Raw genomic sequence first — 17,007 nt, forward strand, 5'->3', positions numbered from 1 at the left:
CGGACGGGGGTCAGTCCCAGCACCGTAATGGCGGTGCTTTTTTGCGTGGAAAAAACTTGGTGCAGGCTTTTGCTGGAACACGGGAGTGGCATGAGCTATTCTGTATAATAAATCTGAAAATATCGTAAACGGGGAGTGCAGGGATGACAGGACAGGAGAGCAAGGACAGAAAACTGCTGCTGCAAGAAGTCGAAGGGCTGTTGACGTTCATCGGCCAGCCGGTGCTGGTTGTGGATGCAAACGGTCGCGTCATGCACGCCAATCATGCGGCCGAGCACGTATGGCAACGTTCCCTGGCTGTCCTTTTGACGAAAAACTTGCAAGCTTTCGCGCCTTCTGCCAAGCTGCTCGACTTTGTGAAAAAGGGCAAGCCGCTGCGCGATTTTCCCGTGGAGATTGTGGACGGGAGCGGAAAACGCCTGCCTTGCCTCTGCCGACTGCATCCGTTGTACATCGGGCAACAGCCGGAAGGAGCGATCTTGCAGTTCACAGAGCAGCGCAAGGAGTCGGAGCAGGAAAAAAATCGGCGGTATGTCACGCGCTATACGTTTGCCGACATTCGCGGAAACAGCGAGGCGATCCGGGCGCTGAAAGACTCGGCAGCCAAAATTGCCAAAAGCGATTCGACGGTTCTGATTCGCGGAGAGAGCGGGACGGGCAAGGAAGTGCTCGCCCAGTCGATTCACGATGCCAGCTCGCGCCGCAGCGGGCCGTTTGTCGCCATCAACTGCGCGGCGATACCGGAAGCCTTGTTGGAAAGCGAATTGTTCGGCTACGAGGAAGGGGCTTTTACCGGAGCGAAAAAAGGCGGCAAGGCAGGGCGGTTCGAGCTGGCTTTGCACGGGACGCTGTTTCTCGATGAGATCGGCGATATGCCGCCGTTTTTGCAGGCCAAGCTGCTTCGCGTCCTGCAGGAGCGGCGAATCGAGCGGGTGGGCGGCTCAGAAAGCATCCCTGTCGATGTCCGGTTGATCGCAGCCACGCACAAGGATCTCGACGCGATGATCGTCAGCGGTCAGTTTCGCGAGGACTTGTACTACCGCTTGCACGTCATCCCGCTGCACGTACCGCCGTTGCGCGAGCGAAAAGACGACCTGTACGACCTGATCCACTACTATTTGAAGCTGTTTGCGGACAAGCTGGGCAAGGAATCGAAGCGCTTTTCCGCCCAGGCGTTGAAATGTTTGATCGACTACCACTGGCCGGGAAACATTCGCGAGTTGGAAAACACGCTGGAATACATCGTAAACCTGGAGATCGGCGACCTGGTGACGATCAGCAGTTTGCCTGCGATCATTCGCGGGAATCGCACCAGTGAAGAAGCGCTTGCTGTCCTGCCGCAAGCGCCGTCCGTGGCTGCGTCTGCGCATGCGTCTGTCCCGCCAGACGCTGTACCCATCCGACTGGGCGATTCAAGCGAGCAAGCGGAGGTACAGCTTCTGTTGCAAGCGATCCAGCAATTTGGCAAAAGCACCGAAGGGAAGCGGAAGGCTGCGGAGTTTTTGGGCATTAGCGTCGCTACCCTGTACAGACGCCTGCAAAAAATCAATCGCAAGTAGGCTTCTCCCACGCTGACAAGGGCATGAGGATATTCAACGAGAGGGAGTGGAGAGTGGCATGTATCTGGAGGAAAAAGACGTGGACTCGATCGCGTGCGGAGCGATGTTTCTCGGCTCTGGAGGAGCTGGCGACACGACCGTTTTGCAAATCATGGCGAAGCAGGCCATTCACGACAACGGCCCGGTCCGGCTGCTCTCTCCTTTCGAGCTGCAAGACGATGCATGGGTCGTCTCGATGTCGATGATGGGCTCGCCCGCTGTCCATTACGAAAAAATGATGTCAGGGCATGAGCTGATCATGGCGCTTCGGCTGCTGGAAGAAGAGAAGCAGATCAAGGCAAGGGCGCTGATCGCTCTGGAAATCGGGGGCATCAATGCGATCACGCCGATACTGGCGGCAGCGCTGACGGGCTTGCCGCTGGTCGATGCAGACGGGATGGGCCGGGCTTTTCCCGAGTGCCAGATGACGACGTTTCACGCTTTTGGAGCCGAAGCCAGGCCGTTCATCATCTGTGCCGACAACGGCAAGTGCCAGCGCTACTTGCATCCGTCCACGATTGAAATCGAGCGGGCGGCGCGGATTTCCATGACGAACATGGGCGGTTCGGTAGCCTTGGCGAGCTTTCCCATGACAGGCAAGCTGTTGCAGGAAGCCGCGATCCATCATACGTTTTCCGTGTGCAAGCGAATTGGCGAAAGCGTACTGGCGGCAGGAAGCAGCGTGCAGCGCGTCTACAGCAGTCTGGCGGCGGAACTGCAAAACTCGATCTACGGCAAGCCTTGCAAGCTGATCGAAGGCAGGATCGTCGAGCTGCAACGTTATTTGCAGGACGGCTTTTTGCGCGGAGAGCTGCTGGTGGAAGGAAGCGGCTTTCACCATACGGAACAGGTCGAGATCGAGTTTCAGAGTGAATACTTGCTGGCGAGACAAGGAGAGCGGATTGTTGCCACTGTGCCCGACCTGATTTGCATTTTGGAAGCAGACAGCGGTCTTCCGCTCATGATCGACGAATTGGAAAAGCAGATGAAAGTCTGGGTGATCGCCATCCCGTGCCCGATCATCCTCCGTCACCCCAAGATGCTCGATTTCGTGGGGCCGTGGAACTTCGGGGTAGGAGACAGCTACGTGCCGGTGGAACAGCGGTTTTCCGAGGAAGGGAGCGGGTGAGCGATGCTGCGCTTGGGAATTGACGTCAGCGGTTTGCACACAGATGCCGTGCTGATGGATGAAAATGCAGCGATTGTCGCGACTGCCAAGGTGCGCACCTCACCGGACATGCTGTCCGGCATCGCGGAAGTTTTGCAGGCCATCTTGCGGGAAAACAAAGCGTGGAGCAGCCAGATCGCGGATGTCATTATCGGGACGGACTACTTTGAAAATGCGCTGCGCGAAGGAAAGAAGCTGGCAAAAGTATGCTCCATACGCATCGGCCAGGCGAAAAGCATGATTCCTCCGCTGTACGGTGCCCCTGTCCGGTTGCAGGAGGCAATCGGTCTGAGCTCTTGTCACGTATACGGCGGACATGAGCTGGATGGAAGTGTTTCTTTGCGCCAACTGACGCGGGCGGAAGTCGAGCGGGAGCTGCGCGACCTGGATGCTGGACAGGCAGAAGCTTTTGCCATAACGGGAACTTTTTCCCCTGTCAGTCATGCGCATGAAATCCAGGTGGCAGAATGGGTCAGGGAGATTTGCGGCGAGGAGCGGCCCGTGGCTCTGTCGCATGAACTGGGCAGCATCGGCTTTTTGGAAAGGGAAAACGCGACGATTCTCAATGCCGCTCTGTCAAAGCTTACGCACGACTCGCTGTCAGGCTTGCGGGAGCTGCTCGACAGGCAAAAGCTTGCGGCGGAGATTTTTTTGACGCAGAGCGACGGCTCATTGCTCACGTACGAATCGGCTTTGCGCCACCCGATCCGCACGTTTGGCGCCAGAATCTCGGACAGCTTCCGCGGCGCCGCGCTTTTGACCCGGATGAATGACTGTATCGTCGTCGATGTGAGCCGGGAAAAGGTTTGCGTCGGTGTGCTGGAAGGCGGCTTTCCCAAAGAAAGCAGGCGCAATCAAAAGCTGGTGGGAATCCGCCTCAATTTGCAGATGCCGGATACGGCGCTGATTGCGCGCGACGGGCATGAGGCGGTCGACGATGATTTGCTGGATGCGGTCTATCACGCGATCCAGCGTTTTCAGCCGCGCTTCGAGCCGCTTCCGATCGTGTTCGTCGGGCAAGAGAGCGAAGCCTTGGCTGCCTTTTTCAAATACCCGTGGTCTGAGGTGGTTCACCCGCCTGCTTATCCTCATGCCAGCGCGATTGGCGCATGTATAGCGCCCGTCAGCGGCAGCGTCGACCGGATTTACTGGCTGGTGGGGGAAGGAAAGCGGGAACAGATCATCGAGGTGGCAAAAGCGGAGGCGATCCGATCTGCGATCCAGGCTGGGGCTGTGCCGGAGACGGTGTTTGTGCAGTCGGCAGAGACGATCCCGCTTTCGTATATGCCGACGCGCGCCTTGCGCATGAGGGTGAAGGCGATCGGGCAGAGGCGGTAAAAGCGGAGAGAGCGATAAGAGCTGACAGGAAGCGGCTGGCGGGGCTTGGCCGTTCCCCGTTTTTTCGCACAAGCGATTTTCTCAAAGTGATAAAACTGCGAAAATGTGAGAAAGTATGAGAAATGAAGAGAAATAACGGTTTGTCATCAAGGAGAGCTTCGCTGCTTTTCCAGACTGCTCCCGAAATTTTCAACTATATTTTTACAAATATGATAAAAACAGATGCAGCGAATGTAGCTCGCATCTGTTTTTTTGTGCGTATAAGCGAAAACGGGTTGGCATGGGATTTGCTTTTATAAAATTTTCAGATAATACAAAATTCTATCCCTGATTCGTCAAAGGAGCTGCCGCAACATTATCGAGGAAAGCGAGGGCTGCATGAAGCAAGGCTGACAAAGACTTTTGGGCAACGGGCAACACTTTTTTCGCACTTATTCCCTTATTAGATGGATAGGCACACAAACAACATGAAGGAGGGTGAATGTGATGGCGGGTCATTCCAAGATGGCAGACGATTTCTCGCTCACGCGCGTGCCAAAAGAGGCGCGGGTGCCGATGTGGGAAATCCTGGTCATTCGCATCGGGGCTTTTACATCATTGAGTCAGTTTATTTTGGGGGCGGCGCTCGGATACGGAATGACGTTCTGGGATGCGGCACTGGCGAGCTTGCTGGGATGTATTTTGCTGGAGGTCATTACGTTTTTGATCGGGATCGCGGGCATGCGGGAAGGGCTGTCCACGAGCATGCTGACCAGATGGACCGGATTCGGCAAGTACGGCTCCAGCATGATCGGTTTGGTGATCGCCGTGGCGACGATTGGCTGGTTCGGGGTGCAAAACTCGATCTTCGGTCAAGGGCTGAACGATGCGTTGGGTGGGGCGCTTGGCTTTCCGCTGTCAGCCACGTTGACGGGGCTGTTCGTGACCGCAATCGTCGTTTTCGGCTTCAAATGGCTCGGGTTGACAGCCAAAATCGCGGTGCCAGGCTTTTTGCTCGCGGTTGCCTACGGGATTTACAACGTGTTTGAAAATCACTCGCTCAGCGAGTTGATCGCGTCGGCTGCTCCGGGACCAGCCTTGACATTGGGCACAGCGGCGACGATGGTGGCTGGCAGCTTCATGGTCGGTGCGGTACTCACTCCCGATATGACGCGGTATTGCCGAAGCGGCAAGGATGTCCTCTGGTCCACCTTGATCTCGGTTGTGATCGGGGAAATCGGAATCAACCTGATTGCCGTGCTCATGGCGCATGCGGTCCAAAGCAGCGACGTCGTGACGATTGCCTTGCAGACGTCCGGCTGGCTCGGCGCAGCCACAGTCGTGTTTGCCACGGTCAAGATCAACGATATCAACTTGTACTCGGCATCGCTCGGGATCACCAATTTTATCGACTCGATTTTTGGCAAAAACGTCAATCGCGGCTTCATTACGTTGGTCGTCGGTGTCGTAGGGACTGTGCTGTCTGTGCTTGGCATTTTGGATCAGTTCGTCAACTTCCTGATTTTTCTCGGGGTGTGGGTGCCGCCGATTGCGGGGATCATGGTCGTCGACTACTTCATTTTGAAGCGCAGCCGGGCCGTCTTGGAGGAGAGCCGCAAGCGAGGCGCCTTGCCTGACACTTGCGAATCGATGAATCCAGTTGCGCTTGCGGCGTGGGCGCTTGGCTTTTTCACAGGCTACTTGTTTGACTGGGGCATCCCGTCAATCAATTCGCTCGTTGCCAGCGGGATCGTCTACTACTTGGGCATGAAGCTGTTTGGCTCCGCACCAGACGCCAAGCTGACGAAATCAGATTTGAACCGCGCTGGCTGACATTTGCAGAAAAGGAGAGATTATCGTGAGAAAAATCGGTAAGCAAGAAATTGAAGACATCGCTGTCGGTGCAGCTTTATTGGGCACAGGAGGGGGCGGCGATCCGTACATCGGCAAGCTGATGGCCCTGCAAGCTGTAGAGGAACACGGGCCGATTACGCTGCTGTCTATTGATGAAGTCCCGGACGATGCGCTGGTGGTGGCGTCAGGGGGGATGGGCGCGCCGACCGTTTTGGTTGAGAAAATACCTTCCGGGCACGAGATTTCCCAAACATTCAAAGCGCTGGAAAAGTACATCGGAAAAGAAGTATTCGCGACTTATCCGATTGAAGCGGGGGGCATTAACTCGATGCTTCCGCTGGCTTTGGCCGCTCAGCTCGGCTTGCCTGTCATTGATGCGGACGGCATGGGCCGCGCCTTCCCGGAGCTGCAAATGACGACGTTTTATCTCGATGGCATCTCTGCTACGCCGATGGTGCTGGCGGACGAGAAGGGCAATGTGACGATTATGGACACGATCGACAATGCGTGGACAGAGCGGATTGCCAGAAGCGTTACGGTGCAAAAAGGCGGCGCGGCGACCTCCGCGATTTATCCGATGTCGGGAAAAAATTTGAAGGATAGCGGCATCCACGACATTTTGAGCCTGGAAGAACAAATCGGCCGCGCCATCCGCTTGTCCAAGGAAGCCAATCTTGACCCGGTGCAAGAAGTTTTGAAGCTGACGAACGGCTTTGAGTTGTTCGCCGGAAAAGTCGTGGACGTCCACCGCAAAACAGAGGGCGGTTGGGCGCTTGGCACAGCCCATATCGAAGGATTGCGCGAATACAAAGGCCAGACGGTCGAGCTGCGCTTCCAAAACGAACATTTGCTGGCGAAATCGGGAGAGCGTCTGCTTTGTGTCACTCCCGACCTGATCGCGGTCGTCGACTCGGAGACAGGTTTGCCAATCACGACAGAAGGCTTGCGCTACGGGGCGCGTGTCGTCGTCATCGGCATGCCATGCCACCCGAAATGGCGCACGGAAAAAGGTATTCAAACAGTGGGGCCGCGCTACTTCCGCTATGACACGGACTACGTTCCGGTGGAAGAGCTGGTCGGGAAAGGAAGTGTTGCAAAATGACGTACCGGATTGGAATCGACGTAGGCGGAACCCATACAGACGCTGTTCTTTTGGACAAAGATTACCAGGTGTTGGCCCAGACGAAATGCTCGACGACAGAAGACGTCAGTTCCGGGATTTACGCGGCGATGCGCGAAGTGATCGCGCTCTCGGGCGTTCCGCGCGAGCAGATCACGTACGCGATGCTCGGCACGACCCATTGCACCAACGCGATTGTGGAGCGGAAGCATTTGAACGAGATTGCCGTCATTCGCATCGGAGCACCGGCGACGCTGGCGATCAAGCCGCTGGTAGGCGTGCCGGATGACCTGCGCGGACACTTGGGCAAACGGGTCTACATCGTGGCAGGCGGGCATGAATTTGACGGCAGAGAGATCGTCAAGCTGGATGAAGCCCGTTTGTATGCAATCGCGGGCGAAATCAAAGGCAAAGTCGATTCGGTAGCGGTGACCTCCGTCTTTTCGCCAGTATCGAAAGAACACGAGCTGCGTGCAGCGGAAATTTTCCGCGATGTACTCGGGGATGACGTGCCGATCTCGCTTTCCTATGAAATCGGCAGCGTCGGCTTGTTGGAGCGGGAAAATGCGACTATCCTGAACGCGGCGATTGTGAACGTGGCAAAATCAACGGCTTTGGGCTTTTTGAGTGCGCTCAAGGCAGAGCAGGTGGAGGCCCGCGTCTTTTTCGGGCAGAACGACGGAACATTGATGAGCATCGAGTACGCGATGAAGTACCCGATCCTGACGATTGGCTGCGGGCCGACGAACAGCATTCGCGGCGCTTCCTACTTGTCCGGGCTGGAAAACGCGCTGGTCGTGGATGTGGGCGGAACGACGACAGACATCGGCGTCCTGGTCAATTCTTTTCCGCGCGAGTCCTCGCTGGCGGTCGAAATCGGCGGCGCACGGACGAATTTCCGCATGCCTGACCTGATCTCGATTGGCCTCGGCGGCGGGACGATTGTCCGCGTGCAGGCTGACGGGCAATTTTCAGTCGGGCCTGACAGTGTCGGGTATCGGCTGCCGCAAAAAGGGCTGGCGTTTGGCGGCGATACGCTGACGACGACAGATGTCGTCATTGCCCTGGGCAAAGCAAACCTCGGAGATGCCCAAAAGGTAGCGCATCTGGATCGGACATTGCTTGAACAGGTGTACAGCCGCATGGTCGAGATGGTCGAGGAAGCGATCGACAAGATGAAGACGAGCAGCGAGCCAGTGCCGGTCATTCTCGTCGGGGGCGGCAGCATTTTGTTGCCGGATACGCTCAAAGGCGCTTCGCAGATCATCCGCCCGGAAAACTCTGGCGTTGCCAACGCGATTGGAGCGGCTATCGCCCAGATCAGCGGACAGATTGATCGCGTCTTTTCCCTGGATGAAAAAGGCCGGGCAGAGACGTTGGAGCAGGCAAAAAGCATTGCCGTAGAGGAAGCGATTGCCGCTGGCGCCGATCCAGCGACGGTGGAGATTGTGGAATTTGAAGATATTCCGCTCGCTTATCTCGGCAATGCCACACGCATCCGGGTAAAAGCGGCGGGCACACTGGCCGGGGTTTTGCAAACGAGCGACAGCAACTAAGCTTCTGAACAACCTACATCACTAAAAAAGAGGGATGACGGATGAAGATCAGAGTGATATTGCCCACGATTATGGATACGTTTAACCAGGAGGTGCAGCAGGAGTTTGCGCAATATGTGGGGAAACAGGTCGAAGTAGACGTGTGCCACCTGGACTACGGGCCGGCGTCCGTAGAAGGCGAGTACGACGAGGCTCTCTGCATCCCGAATCTGCTGGAAAAGGCGATTGCTGCGGAACAGGAGGGCTGCTCCGGCGTCATCAGCTTGTGCTTTGCCGATCCGGGCGTGAAGGCTGCGCGCGAGGTCGTAAACATCCCGGTCGTGGGAGCAGGGGAGTCGTCCATGCTCATCGCCAGCATGCTGGGAAAAAGCTTTTCGGTTGTAACCGTACTCCCGCATGTGATTCACATGATCGAAAACGTCAGCAAAACGACAGGGGTCAACAGCAAGCTCGCATCTGTCCGCTATGTGGACATTCCGGTGCTGGATTTGGTGGACAAGGCGAAAATGGAAGACGCCTTGTTCGCGGAAATGGTGCGGGCGATTGAGGATGACAAGGCGCACGGACTCGTGCTTGGCTGCACGGGAATGCTTGGCGTCGCCGCCTCGCTCCAGGAACGGCTGAAACAACACGGCTACGAAGTGCCTGTCATCGATCCGTCGTTTGCCTCGGCGAAAATGCTGGAAAGCCTGATCGCCATGGGCGTCAAGCAAAGCAGGCTGACCTACATGCCTCCGAGACAAAAGTGGCGGAAATAATTTGCAGACTGGAAAGGGGACAAAGCCAGTGACACGTACCTCTGCTTTTCCTGTGCAAGAAATTCGCGAGCAGTTTCCCGCCTTGCAGCGCACGTACCAGGCCAAGCCCGTCGCCTATCTCGATGGGCCGGGCGGCTCGCAAGTTGTGGCAGCGTCCATGCAAGCCGTCTTCCGGTATATGGAGAACGGCGGAGCCAATCTGCACGGAGCGTTTCCTACCAGCCGGGAAACAGAAGCGATCATTGCCGACGCCAGGCAAGCGGTTGCCGATTTGCTGGACGCCGCACCGGAGGAAGTCGCTTTTGGCGCGAACATGACGACCTTGGCTTTTGCCATTGCGCGTGCGCTTTCCCGTTTCTGGCAGCCAGGAGATGAGATCATCCTTTCCGAGCTGGACCACCGGGCGAATGTCGATCCGTGGCTGACCGCTGCGTTGGACCGTGGGGTGCTCGTCCGGTGGCTCAAAGCCGATCCAGAGACGTTGACGCTTGCCACCGAGGAGCTGGATACGCTTTTGACCGAAAAAACCCGACTCGTCGCAGTCGGATTGGCATCCAATGCGGTCGGCACGATCAACGACGTGGCGCGGATCGCTCGCGCTGCGCGAAGAGTCGGCGCTGTCGTCGCGGTGGATGCCGTCCACGCCGCGCCGCATATGGCGATCAGTTGCAAGCAGCTCGGCGCAGACATTTTGCTGTGCTCCGCCTACAAATTTTTTGGCCCGCATGTGGGCATGGCCGTCATTCGCCAATCGCTGTTCGAGTCATTGAAAACGTACAAACTCGCTCCAGCGCCGGGCTACATTCCTGACAAGCTGGAGACGGGAACGCAAAACCACGAAGGAATCGCGGGCATCGCCCCGGCGATTGACTTCATCGCTTCGCTCGGAACAGGTGCCAACCGCCGCGAACGGCTGGTGGACGCTTTTTCCCGGCTGGAAAAGTATGAAAACCATCTGGCTGACGTCTTGCGAAGCGAGCTGCAACAAACAGCAGGCGTGAAGCTGTTCCAGGCTGGTGCGCATGTGCCAAAAACACCGACGATTGCCTTTCGCTTGGAAGGAATCGACCCGGAAGAAGCGTGCTTGCGAATGGCAGAGGAACATAGCGTGTTTATCGCGAGCGGCGATTTTTACGCCTCGCGTCTCGCTGAGCTGGCCGGACTTGCCGACAAGGGCGGGTGGATTCGGGCCGGGATTGCTCCTTACAATACGGAAGAAGAAATCCGGCGGTTGGCCCAAGGGATTGCGCAAATGGTGCGAGCGCGAAAAGAAGTCTGAATCTCCAGAAATGATCGGCGTGTAGGCGCAAGCTGAATCGACGCGGAGCATACCCGGATTCCGGTGAATAAAAAAAGCCTTACCCCGCAAACTATAGATAATCATCAGAAGAGGAAGCGGGGGGAAGGAATGCTCCACTACCCAGGGATTTACTATGCTATTTTTGGCCTGCTTTTTTTGATCGGGCTGTTTTGGACCATACGCTACGCCAAACGCCAGGAGACGAAAGAACTGGACAACAACATCAGCGAAACAACCGTCAAGCACAAGGTACTCGGGAATGTCGGGATGCTGTTTTACCTGGGAGCATTTGCGGTGCTGCTCGCGATATTGCTGATTTCCGTACTCGTATACTAGCGTTCGGGAGGCGAGAGTAACAATGGACAAAAAAAGATATTACGTCTCGGTTCAGGCAGGGACAATCATGGAAAATCAGGGCGATTCTGCCTACGAGTTCGAAATCGAGGCGACAGACCTGCAAGTACACGCTTTGAAAAGCTTGTTTGAGCAAAGGACAGAAACGGAATTTGACACGTTCATCCGCGGGCATGCCCTGGCTGTCCCGTATCATTTTGACGCGGAAAACGATCTGTACGACGATTGTTTGACGCAAATATACCGCGCCATTTACGAATGCGGGACAGAGGAAACGAAGCAGCATATCCAATCCATGGGCATTCTCAACGGATAGTCCAGATTCAGCTGATTCGTGCACGTACACAGCCCACTTTCATCCGCCAATCATCGGCGGATTTTTTGTTTGGTGGAAGGGATTTCCAATACCCGTGTCAAAGAGCTTGTTTGAAGCCTGACCTTGCGGAGAGCGCATAAAGGAGGAAGTGCTTGTGAACAAGTCTTTGGCAGGATTGCCTGATCGCGCGACAATCGCAGGTTGGCAAGCGTACATGAACCAGCTCGGGCCGAGGTTGACGGGAACGGCTGCGCATCAGCGTTTTATCGAATTTTTGCGGGAACAAATCACGGCCATCGGCTATCAAGTTGAAACAGATCGGCACTACTTTCAAAAGTGGGAGGCAGAGCAAGCAAATCTGCACCTGTTGGCGGCTGACGGAACGGAGCAAGAAATCCGCGTCGCCTCGATTTATCCGTATTCAGGCATGACTTCTTCGCAAGGAATAGAAGGAGAGCTTGTTTATTGCGGCAAAGGAAAAGGCAGCTACAAGCATGCGCGGGGAAAGATTGCAGTCGTCGAGGTAGCGGTGTGGCCTTTGCCCACGACACTTTTGATGAAACAGCGCGCCGTGTTTCCCGACGACGCGAAGCTGTCTTTTTTCCTGCAAAATCCGGTCTTGCAATCGTTTCTTGGCGTGCCGGATTTGAAAAAAGCGACAGAAGCAGGCGCCTTGGCAGTGATTGGCATCTGGCGAAATATATCCACGGCAAATGCGCGTGACCAATACTTGCCTTTTGGCAATGACTATCAGGGGCTTCCCGGCGTGTGGGTCGATCGCGAGGCGAGAGAAGCTCTACTAGAAGGCATCTCGAAAAAGAAGAGAGCGAGGTTGACGTTGTCCGCCAGTTTGCAGGAACAGGCTGCGAGCGAGACGATTTATGCAGTCGTTCCCGGAAAAACGGACAAGGAGGTCATCCTGGTCAACACGCATACGGATGGGCCGAATGGAATCGAGGAAAATGGCGGCCTGGGCATGCTGGCTATGATGCATTTTTTGCGGAATCAAGCGGAGAAGCCCGAACGAACGATGTTGTTTGTATTCGTGACGGGTCACTTCCAGCTTGAGCAATTCGGACTGAACCATCGTCAGGCGACATCCCGCTGGTTGCGCGATCATCCTGAGCTGTGGGAGGGCAAAGAGGGCCACGCCCGTGCGGTGGCAGGGCTGACCCTGGAGCATTTGGGCTGCATGGAATGGAGCGACAATCGGGACAAGACAGACTTTTTGCCGACAGGCCGTATTGCGCCGGAGCTGGTTTATACGGCGAACAAAGAGCTTGCGGCGTTGTACTTGCAAGCTTTGCAGGGACGGAAAAAGGTGCGGACAGTCTTGTTGCGCCCGCGCAATCGCATTTATTTTGGCGAAGGCCAGCCGCTTTTTCAGGAAGGGATTCCGACAGTGTCGCTCATCCCTGGCCCCGATTATTTGTGCACGGCCCCGGATCATGCCGAGGCAGACAAAATCGACGGAGAGCTGATGTACGAGCAAATCGAAACATTCGCCAAACTGATGATGGAACTGGATAAAACCAGCGTGGACAAGATCGGCAAGGTGGAGCCTGAATCGTTTGGCATCTGGTAAGGGAAGCTGGTTTTCTATCTTCTGTCCGGAGCGTAGCCGTATCCGGGGTATTTGCCGACAGGCCATTTTTGCTTGCGCGGCGCATCCAAAAGCTCCGGCCGGACATTGGCGTGGCTTTTATGTCAAAAAGGAACAGCGCCCCAGTGCTACGCACACTGGTTTCGCTGTCCCTGCATCATCGTATTTGTGCCAGCCCGGCTTTGGCTTTTGCCTGGGCGTCGACGGTTATATCTTTACGGTCACGAGCTGGCGCTTTTGCTCCGTTTGGGCCAGACGAAAAAGCTGACGGTAATCAAAAGGTCAATGCCGAGCACGACCGCCCATTGCAGTATCGCCCGCTCCAAAGCTCCGGTCCGCGAGGCATCTCCGACAAAAAAGATCATCGCGAGCAGCAGCCCCGCCCCGATGAGGTAGGCGAAGACGTGCTTGAACCAGCCTTTGGCATACGACCTGGCGTAAGCCATCCCGTACAGCTTCGGCTTTTTCGCCAGTGGCTGCTTTTTTACATAGGACAAAAACTTGTCGTCCGCCCAGCGAATCATGCCTTTGCCAAAAGCGATCGACACGCCGATATAGACAGCAGCCAGCGCATGAGCCATGGTCGCAGTCGCGCCCCGGTACAAGTCCACGCTGGTCACGGCCAGCAAAACGAGGTCGACCACGGGAGTCAGCGCCAGGATGAAAAGCCCCAGCCGCTCTTTTCCCAAGCCATACCGCACGGCCAATCCGAGGGCAATCACGACCCAAAAACCAATTTCACAGGCAACGATCATCCACGCGATCCAGTTCACGTTCACGCTCTCCTTTTTAATACAAATGTATTGTAAAAAGATTTTATCACCTGTTTTTATTTAATACAAGTGTATTGTTTAATTGCTCGTCCTGTTCGGGCTTGGTAAAATACAGCTATGCCAAAACAAATCGATCACGAAAAACGAAGAGAACAAATAGCCGAAGCGACCTGGCGGGTCATCAGCGAGCGGGGAATGGAGGGAGCGACGGTTCGCAATATCGCGGCAGAGGCAGGGCTGTCGCTAGGTGCGCTGCGGCATTATTTCAGCACGCAGGACGAGCTGCTGGCGTATTCGTTGAAGCTCGTGAAGGAGAGGGCGACGGCTCGCATCCGCGAGATTATTTCGCTTGATTTGCCGCCGAGAGAGAAGTTTATCAAAACGATTCTGGAGCTTGTGCCTACCAATCAGGAAAAGATGGCGGAAATGGAGGTCTGGTTTGCCTTTACCGCCTACTTTCGCCATAAGCCGGGCGGATTGGACGCGCAGTATGACGGCATTTACCCCGGCTTGCAAAAGCTTATGGACTATGCCGAGCAGTCCGGACTGCTGCCTGCGAACATCGACAAGGAAATGGAGACAGAGCGGCTCTACGCCTTGGTCGACGGGCTTGCGCTGCACGCCTATCTCGAACCGCAGCGCCTGGACGGGCCGAAGGTAGAGCGCGTGCTGATTCATCACTTGTCAGCGCTGATGGCAACGGAAGATTGAGCCATGTCAGGTAAACATGACACGGGGAGAACAGACATGAACAAAAACATCCTGATAGTCGAAGACGAACCGATTTTGCGGGAAATCATGAAGGATTACTTCGAAAACGAAGGCTATGCGGTGCTGGAAGCGGCAGACGGCAAAGAAGCGCTGGCGCTGTTTCAGGCGCACGACGTCCACCTGATAATTTTGGACATCATGCTGCCGGAGCTGGACGGCTGGTCGGTCTGCCAGCGCATCCGCAAAATATCCCGTGTGCCGATTATTATGCTGACGGCTCGCGCTGACGAGGATGACACGCTCTTCGGGTTTGAGCTGGGCGCTGACGATTACGTCACCAAACCGTACAGCCCGCCTGTTTTGCTGGCGCGGGCCAAACGGCTGCTGGAGAGAGAGGCTTTTTTGGCTCCGGCGGGCGAGCGCCTGTCTGGCAGCGGCATCACGATCGACTTTTCTTCGCGCACAGTGGCAATCGGGGAGAAGCAGGTTGATTTGACGCACACGGAGTTTGAAATCCTCGCTTATTTGCTGAAGCATAAAGGCATGATTGTGTCCCGGGAGCAACTGATTACGAAAATATGGGGGTACGACTTTGCCGGAGACGATCGCACCGTGAACAGCCACATTCGCAATTTGCGCGCCAAGCTGGAAGAGAAGGCGTCCTGTATCGTCACCGTTGTCCGGTCCGGGTACAAGTTCGAGGAGCGGGCATGAAAAGCAGTGTTGTCACCAAGCTGTTCATCTGGACGACTGCTTTGTGCGTCCTGATCCTCGCCGTGATTTACGTGGGACAGACCGTTTTTTTCAAGCAGTTTTACATCAACCAAAAAGTCGCGGACGTGCAGGCAAGCTTGCAGGCGTTTGAGCAGGAGTACGCCCAAAAGCGCAACGATATCGAAGCTGTCCGGCAACTGGAGCAACAGTTTTACCGCCAGCACAACACATGGGTCACCACGCTCGATCAGCTCGGCAACATTCGCGATGCGGCCGATTTTTCCGTCGAAGTCAGGCTGTTCCCGGAAAAGGGCAACCCTTTTGCCAATCGGACATTGGTCCTTCCGCTGTACGGCCTCTTGAACGCAGAAGACCTGTACCAGCGTAGCCGCTTCCTGCGTCCGGGCGAGATGGTCGCCATCGATGTGTTTCAGAGCGGCGAGGAGCTGGTTCCGTATCGGCTCGAAGTGGAGTACGACAAAGTCTGGTTCGAGAATAAATATTTTGTGAAAAAAGAGCACGAGATCATCTCGAAAAACCCCAATCCAGCCGAGAAGAGCGAAGAATTTCCAAATAGGCTGCTCTACGGGACCATCACGCAGGCGCACCTCCCGGACCAGGGGGAAACGCCGCGCTTTTTGTACAGCAATCCGGCCTTTGTCGACCGGATCAAGCAGTTTCAGGCGGACTTGCTGGTGAATCCGGAAAAGGCGAAGCCAGCAGGACCGCTGACGTATCAGGTCGCAGAAAACGCGATCTCGTACCAATTGTTCGTCCAGCCTGTGCATTACGCGAACGAGCAGCCGATTTACCTTTTTGCCATGACATCGTTGCAGCCTGTAGATGAGGCGATCAGCATGATCGAGGATTACTACGTGTATCTCATCCTGTTTGTGCTCCTGCTCATTCTGCTCAGTTCCTTCTACTATTCGAAGCAAATTGCCCGTCCGCTGCTTGCGATCAACCAGACGACGAAAAAGATGGCCAGCCTTGATTTCTCCGAGAAAATTCCCGTCGTCTCCCATGACGAGATCGGCGACCTCTCGCGCAGCATCAACCAGCTCTCGGAGCGGCTGCACGCCTACATCGAGCAGCTTCAACAGGATATCGAAAAAGAAAAGCAGCTGGAGCATACGCGCAAGGAATTTATCGCAGGCGTATCGCATGAGCTGAAAACGCCGCTGTCGGTAATCCAGAGCTGTCTGTCGATCGTCAAGGACGGGGTCGCGAGCCATAAAAAGGACTACTACTTCGAGGCGATGGAAAAAGAAGTGAACAGGATGGACTTGCTGATCATCGACATGCTGGAACTGGCGAAGTACGAATCAGGAACGTACAAGATGCAGCGGGAGCCGTTTGCGCTGCACGAGGTGATCGAGCAGGTTTGCGACAAGCTGCGCCCGGACATCGAGGGCAAACAACTGCATCTGCACAAACAGCTTGTGCCTGTTGTGGCAGTCGCCAATCAACTGCGCATCGAGCAAGTCGTCGTCAATTTCCTGACCAATGCCATTCGCTATACGCCGGAAGGGGAAGTCGTCGTCGTGTCCATCCGCGACGAGGGCCGGATGGCACGAGTCAGCATCGAAAACAAAGGCAGCCGTATTCCCGAGGAACAACTGGAAAAAATCTGGGATCGCTTTTACCGCGGAGAGCCGTCCCGCCAGCGTTCCACGGGAGGAACCGGACTCGGGCTGGCTATTTGCAAAAAAATATTGGAGCTGCATGACGTGCCGTTCGGCGTGTGCAATACGGAGGAAGGCGTCGAGTTTTTCTTCCTGCTCCCGAAAAACGAATAGCATTCAAGCGCAGAACACGTTTCTGCGCTTTTTTGTTCTGGTCGTTTTTATCCATTTTTTACGCCG

At 55.6% G+C, this 17,007-nt stretch carries 15 protein-coding genes; 14 read left to right on the forward strand and 1 reads right to left on the reverse strand.

What is annotated here, in order from left to right; all coding sequences use genetic code 11:
* Window positions 1-143 precede the first annotated feature (143 nt).
* The 11 genes from EDM60_RS27220 (at window position 144) to EDM60_RS27270 (ending at window position 12,926) form a co-directional block, all read left to right on the forward strand.
* The gene (locus EDM60_RS27220) at window positions 144-1,559 is read left to right on the forward strand and encodes a sigma-54 interaction domain-containing protein (protein WP_122966765.1); all 1,416 of its coding nucleotides are present in this window, start codon (window positions 144-146) and stop codon (window positions 1,557-1,559) included.
* A 58-nt stretch (window positions 1,560-1,617) separates the two neighbouring features.
* Window positions 1,618-2,727 (forward strand): DUF917 domain-containing protein, encoded by a 1,110-nt coding sequence (locus EDM60_RS27225; protein WP_122966766.1) that lies wholly within the window; start codon window positions 1,618-1,620, stop codon window positions 2,725-2,727.
* A gap of 3 nt (window positions 2,728-2,730) precedes the next feature.
* Entirely contained in the window at window positions 2,731-4,104 is a 1,374-nt protein-coding gene (locus EDM60_RS27230) for a hydantoinase/oxoprolinase N-terminal domain-containing protein (protein WP_122966767.1), read from the forward strand.
* Between the two features lie 486 nt (window positions 4,105-4,590).
* On the forward strand, window positions 4,591-5,916 hold the full coding sequence (locus EDM60_RS27235) for a purine-cytosine permease family protein (RefSeq protein ID WP_122966768.1): 1,326 nt from the start codon (window positions 4,591-4,593) through the stop codon (window positions 5,914-5,916).
* 25 nt (window positions 5,917-5,941) lie between these two features.
* Window positions 5,942-7,039, forward strand: a complete 1,098-nt coding sequence (locus EDM60_RS27240; protein ID WP_122966769.1) for a DUF917 domain-containing protein — start codon at window positions 5,942-5,944, stop codon at window positions 7,037-7,039.
* Window positions 7,036-8,613 carry a hydantoinase/oxoprolinase N-terminal domain-containing protein gene (locus EDM60_RS27245; RefSeq protein WP_122966770.1) on the forward strand — a complete coding sequence of 526 codons (1,578 nt, stop codon included), beginning with the start codon at window positions 7,036-7,038 and terminating at the stop codon, window positions 8,611-8,613. Before EDM60_RS27240 ends, EDM60_RS27245 begins: the two co-directional genes overlap by 4 nt.
* 41 nt (window positions 8,614-8,654) lie before the next feature.
* Window positions 8,655-9,371: an aspartate/glutamate racemase family protein gene (locus EDM60_RS27250; protein ID WP_122966771.1), complete on the forward strand. Its 717-nt coding sequence runs from the start codon at window positions 8,655-8,657 to the stop codon at window positions 9,369-9,371.
* A 28-nt stretch (window positions 9,372-9,399) separates the two neighbouring features.
* Window positions 9,400-10,650 carry a cysteine desulfurase-like protein gene (locus EDM60_RS27255; protein ID WP_122966772.1) on the forward strand — a complete coding sequence of 417 codons (1,251 nt, stop codon included), beginning with the start codon at window positions 9,400-9,402 and terminating at the stop codon, window positions 10,648-10,650.
* Between the two features lie 129 nt (window positions 10,651-10,779).
* Window positions 10,780-11,007 carry a hypothetical protein gene (locus EDM60_RS27260; RefSeq protein WP_122966773.1) on the forward strand — a complete coding sequence of 76 codons (228 nt, stop codon included), beginning with the start codon at window positions 10,780-10,782 and terminating at the stop codon, window positions 11,005-11,007.
* A gap of 22 nt (window positions 11,008-11,029) precedes the next feature.
* On the forward strand, window positions 11,030-11,341 hold the full coding sequence (locus EDM60_RS27265) for a hypothetical protein (RefSeq protein ID WP_122966774.1): 312 nt from the start codon (window positions 11,030-11,032) through the stop codon (window positions 11,339-11,341).
* A 154-nt stretch (window positions 11,342-11,495) separates the two neighbouring features.
* Window positions 11,496-12,926 carry a zinc-binding metallopeptidase family protein gene (locus tag EDM60_RS27270; protein ID WP_122966775.1) on the forward strand — a complete coding sequence of 477 codons (1,431 nt, stop codon included), beginning with the start codon at window positions 11,496-11,498 and terminating at the stop codon, window positions 12,924-12,926.
* 239 nt (window positions 12,927-13,165) lie between these two features.
* On the opposite strand, the gene EDM60_RS27280 is transcribed toward EDM60_RS27270, so the two are convergent.
* Window positions 13,166-13,717, reverse strand: a complete 552-nt coding sequence (locus EDM60_RS27280; RefSeq protein WP_122966776.1) for a hypothetical protein — start codon at window positions 13,715-13,717, stop codon at window positions 13,166-13,168.
* A 117-nt stretch (window positions 13,718-13,834) separates the two neighbouring features.
* Here EDM60_RS27280 and EDM60_RS27285 point away from each other — a divergent pair, with 117 nt between their 5' ends.
* From EDM60_RS27285 to EDM60_RS27295, 3 genes are read left to right on the forward strand one after another with little or no spacing between them, the layout of a single operon-like run.
* Window positions 13,835-14,428, forward strand: coding sequence for a TetR/AcrR family transcriptional regulator (locus EDM60_RS27285; RefSeq protein ID WP_122966777.1), 594 nt, complete (start codon window positions 13,835-13,837; stop codon window positions 14,426-14,428).
* A 36-nt stretch (window positions 14,429-14,464) separates the two neighbouring features.
* A complete protein-coding gene (locus tag EDM60_RS27290; RefSeq protein WP_122966778.1) occupies window positions 14,465-15,142 on the forward strand; it encodes a response regulator transcription factor in 678 nt (225 codons plus the stop codon).
* On the forward strand, window positions 15,139-16,941 hold the full coding sequence (locus EDM60_RS27295) for a sensor histidine kinase (protein ID WP_122966779.1): 1,803 nt from the start codon (window positions 15,139-15,141) through the stop codon (window positions 16,939-16,941). Before EDM60_RS27290 ends, EDM60_RS27295 begins: the two co-directional genes overlap by 4 nt.
* Window positions 16,942-17,007: the final 66 nt, after the last annotated feature.

Source organism: Brevibacillus parabrevis (assembly GCF_003710905.1).
GTDB classification, from domain to species: domain Bacteria; phylum Bacillota; class Bacilli; order Brevibacillales; family Brevibacillaceae; genus Brevibacillus; species Brevibacillus parabrevis.

What these genes read in the sequence shown, in the direction of transcription:
- EDM60_RS27220 (WP_122966765.1), top strand. Translation starts at nt 144, where the DNA reads ATGACAGGACAGGAGAGCAAGGACAGAAAACTGCTGCTGCAAGAAGTC.
- EDM60_RS27225 (WP_122966766.1), top strand. Translation starts at nt 1,618, where the DNA reads ATGTATCTGGAGGAAAAAGACGTGGACTCGATCGCGTGCGGAGCGATG.
- EDM60_RS27230 (WP_122966767.1), top strand. Translation starts at nt 2,731, where the DNA reads ATGCTGCGCTTGGGAATTGACGTCAGCGGTTTGCACACAGATGCCGTG.
- EDM60_RS27235 (WP_122966768.1), top strand. Translation starts at nt 4,591, where the DNA reads ATGGCGGGTCATTCCAAGATGGCAGACGATTTCTCGCTCACGCGCGTG.
- EDM60_RS27245 (WP_122966770.1), top strand. Translation starts at nt 7,036, where the DNA reads ATGACGTACCGGATTGGAATCGACGTAGGCGGAACCCATACAGACGCT.
- EDM60_RS27250 (WP_122966771.1), top strand. Translation starts at nt 8,655, where the DNA reads ATGAAGATCAGAGTGATATTGCCCACGATTATGGATACGTTTAACCAG.
- EDM60_RS27260 (WP_122966773.1), top strand. Translation starts at nt 10,780, where the DNA reads ATGCTCCACTACCCAGGGATTTACTATGCTATTTTTGGCCTGCTTTTT.
- EDM60_RS27265 (WP_122966774.1), top strand. Translation starts at nt 11,030, where the DNA reads ATGGACAAAAAAAGATATTACGTCTCGGTTCAGGCAGGGACAATCATG.
- EDM60_RS27285 (WP_122966777.1), top strand. Translation starts at nt 13,835, where the DNA reads ATGCCAAAACAAATCGATCACGAAAAACGAAGAGAACAAATAGCCGAA.
- EDM60_RS27290 (WP_122966778.1), top strand. Translation starts at nt 14,465, where the DNA reads ATGAACAAAAACATCCTGATAGTCGAAGACGAACCGATTTTGCGGGAA.
- EDM60_RS27295 (WP_122966779.1), top strand. Translation starts at nt 15,139, where the DNA reads ATGAAAAGCAGTGTTGTCACCAAGCTGTTCATCTGGACGACTGCTTTG.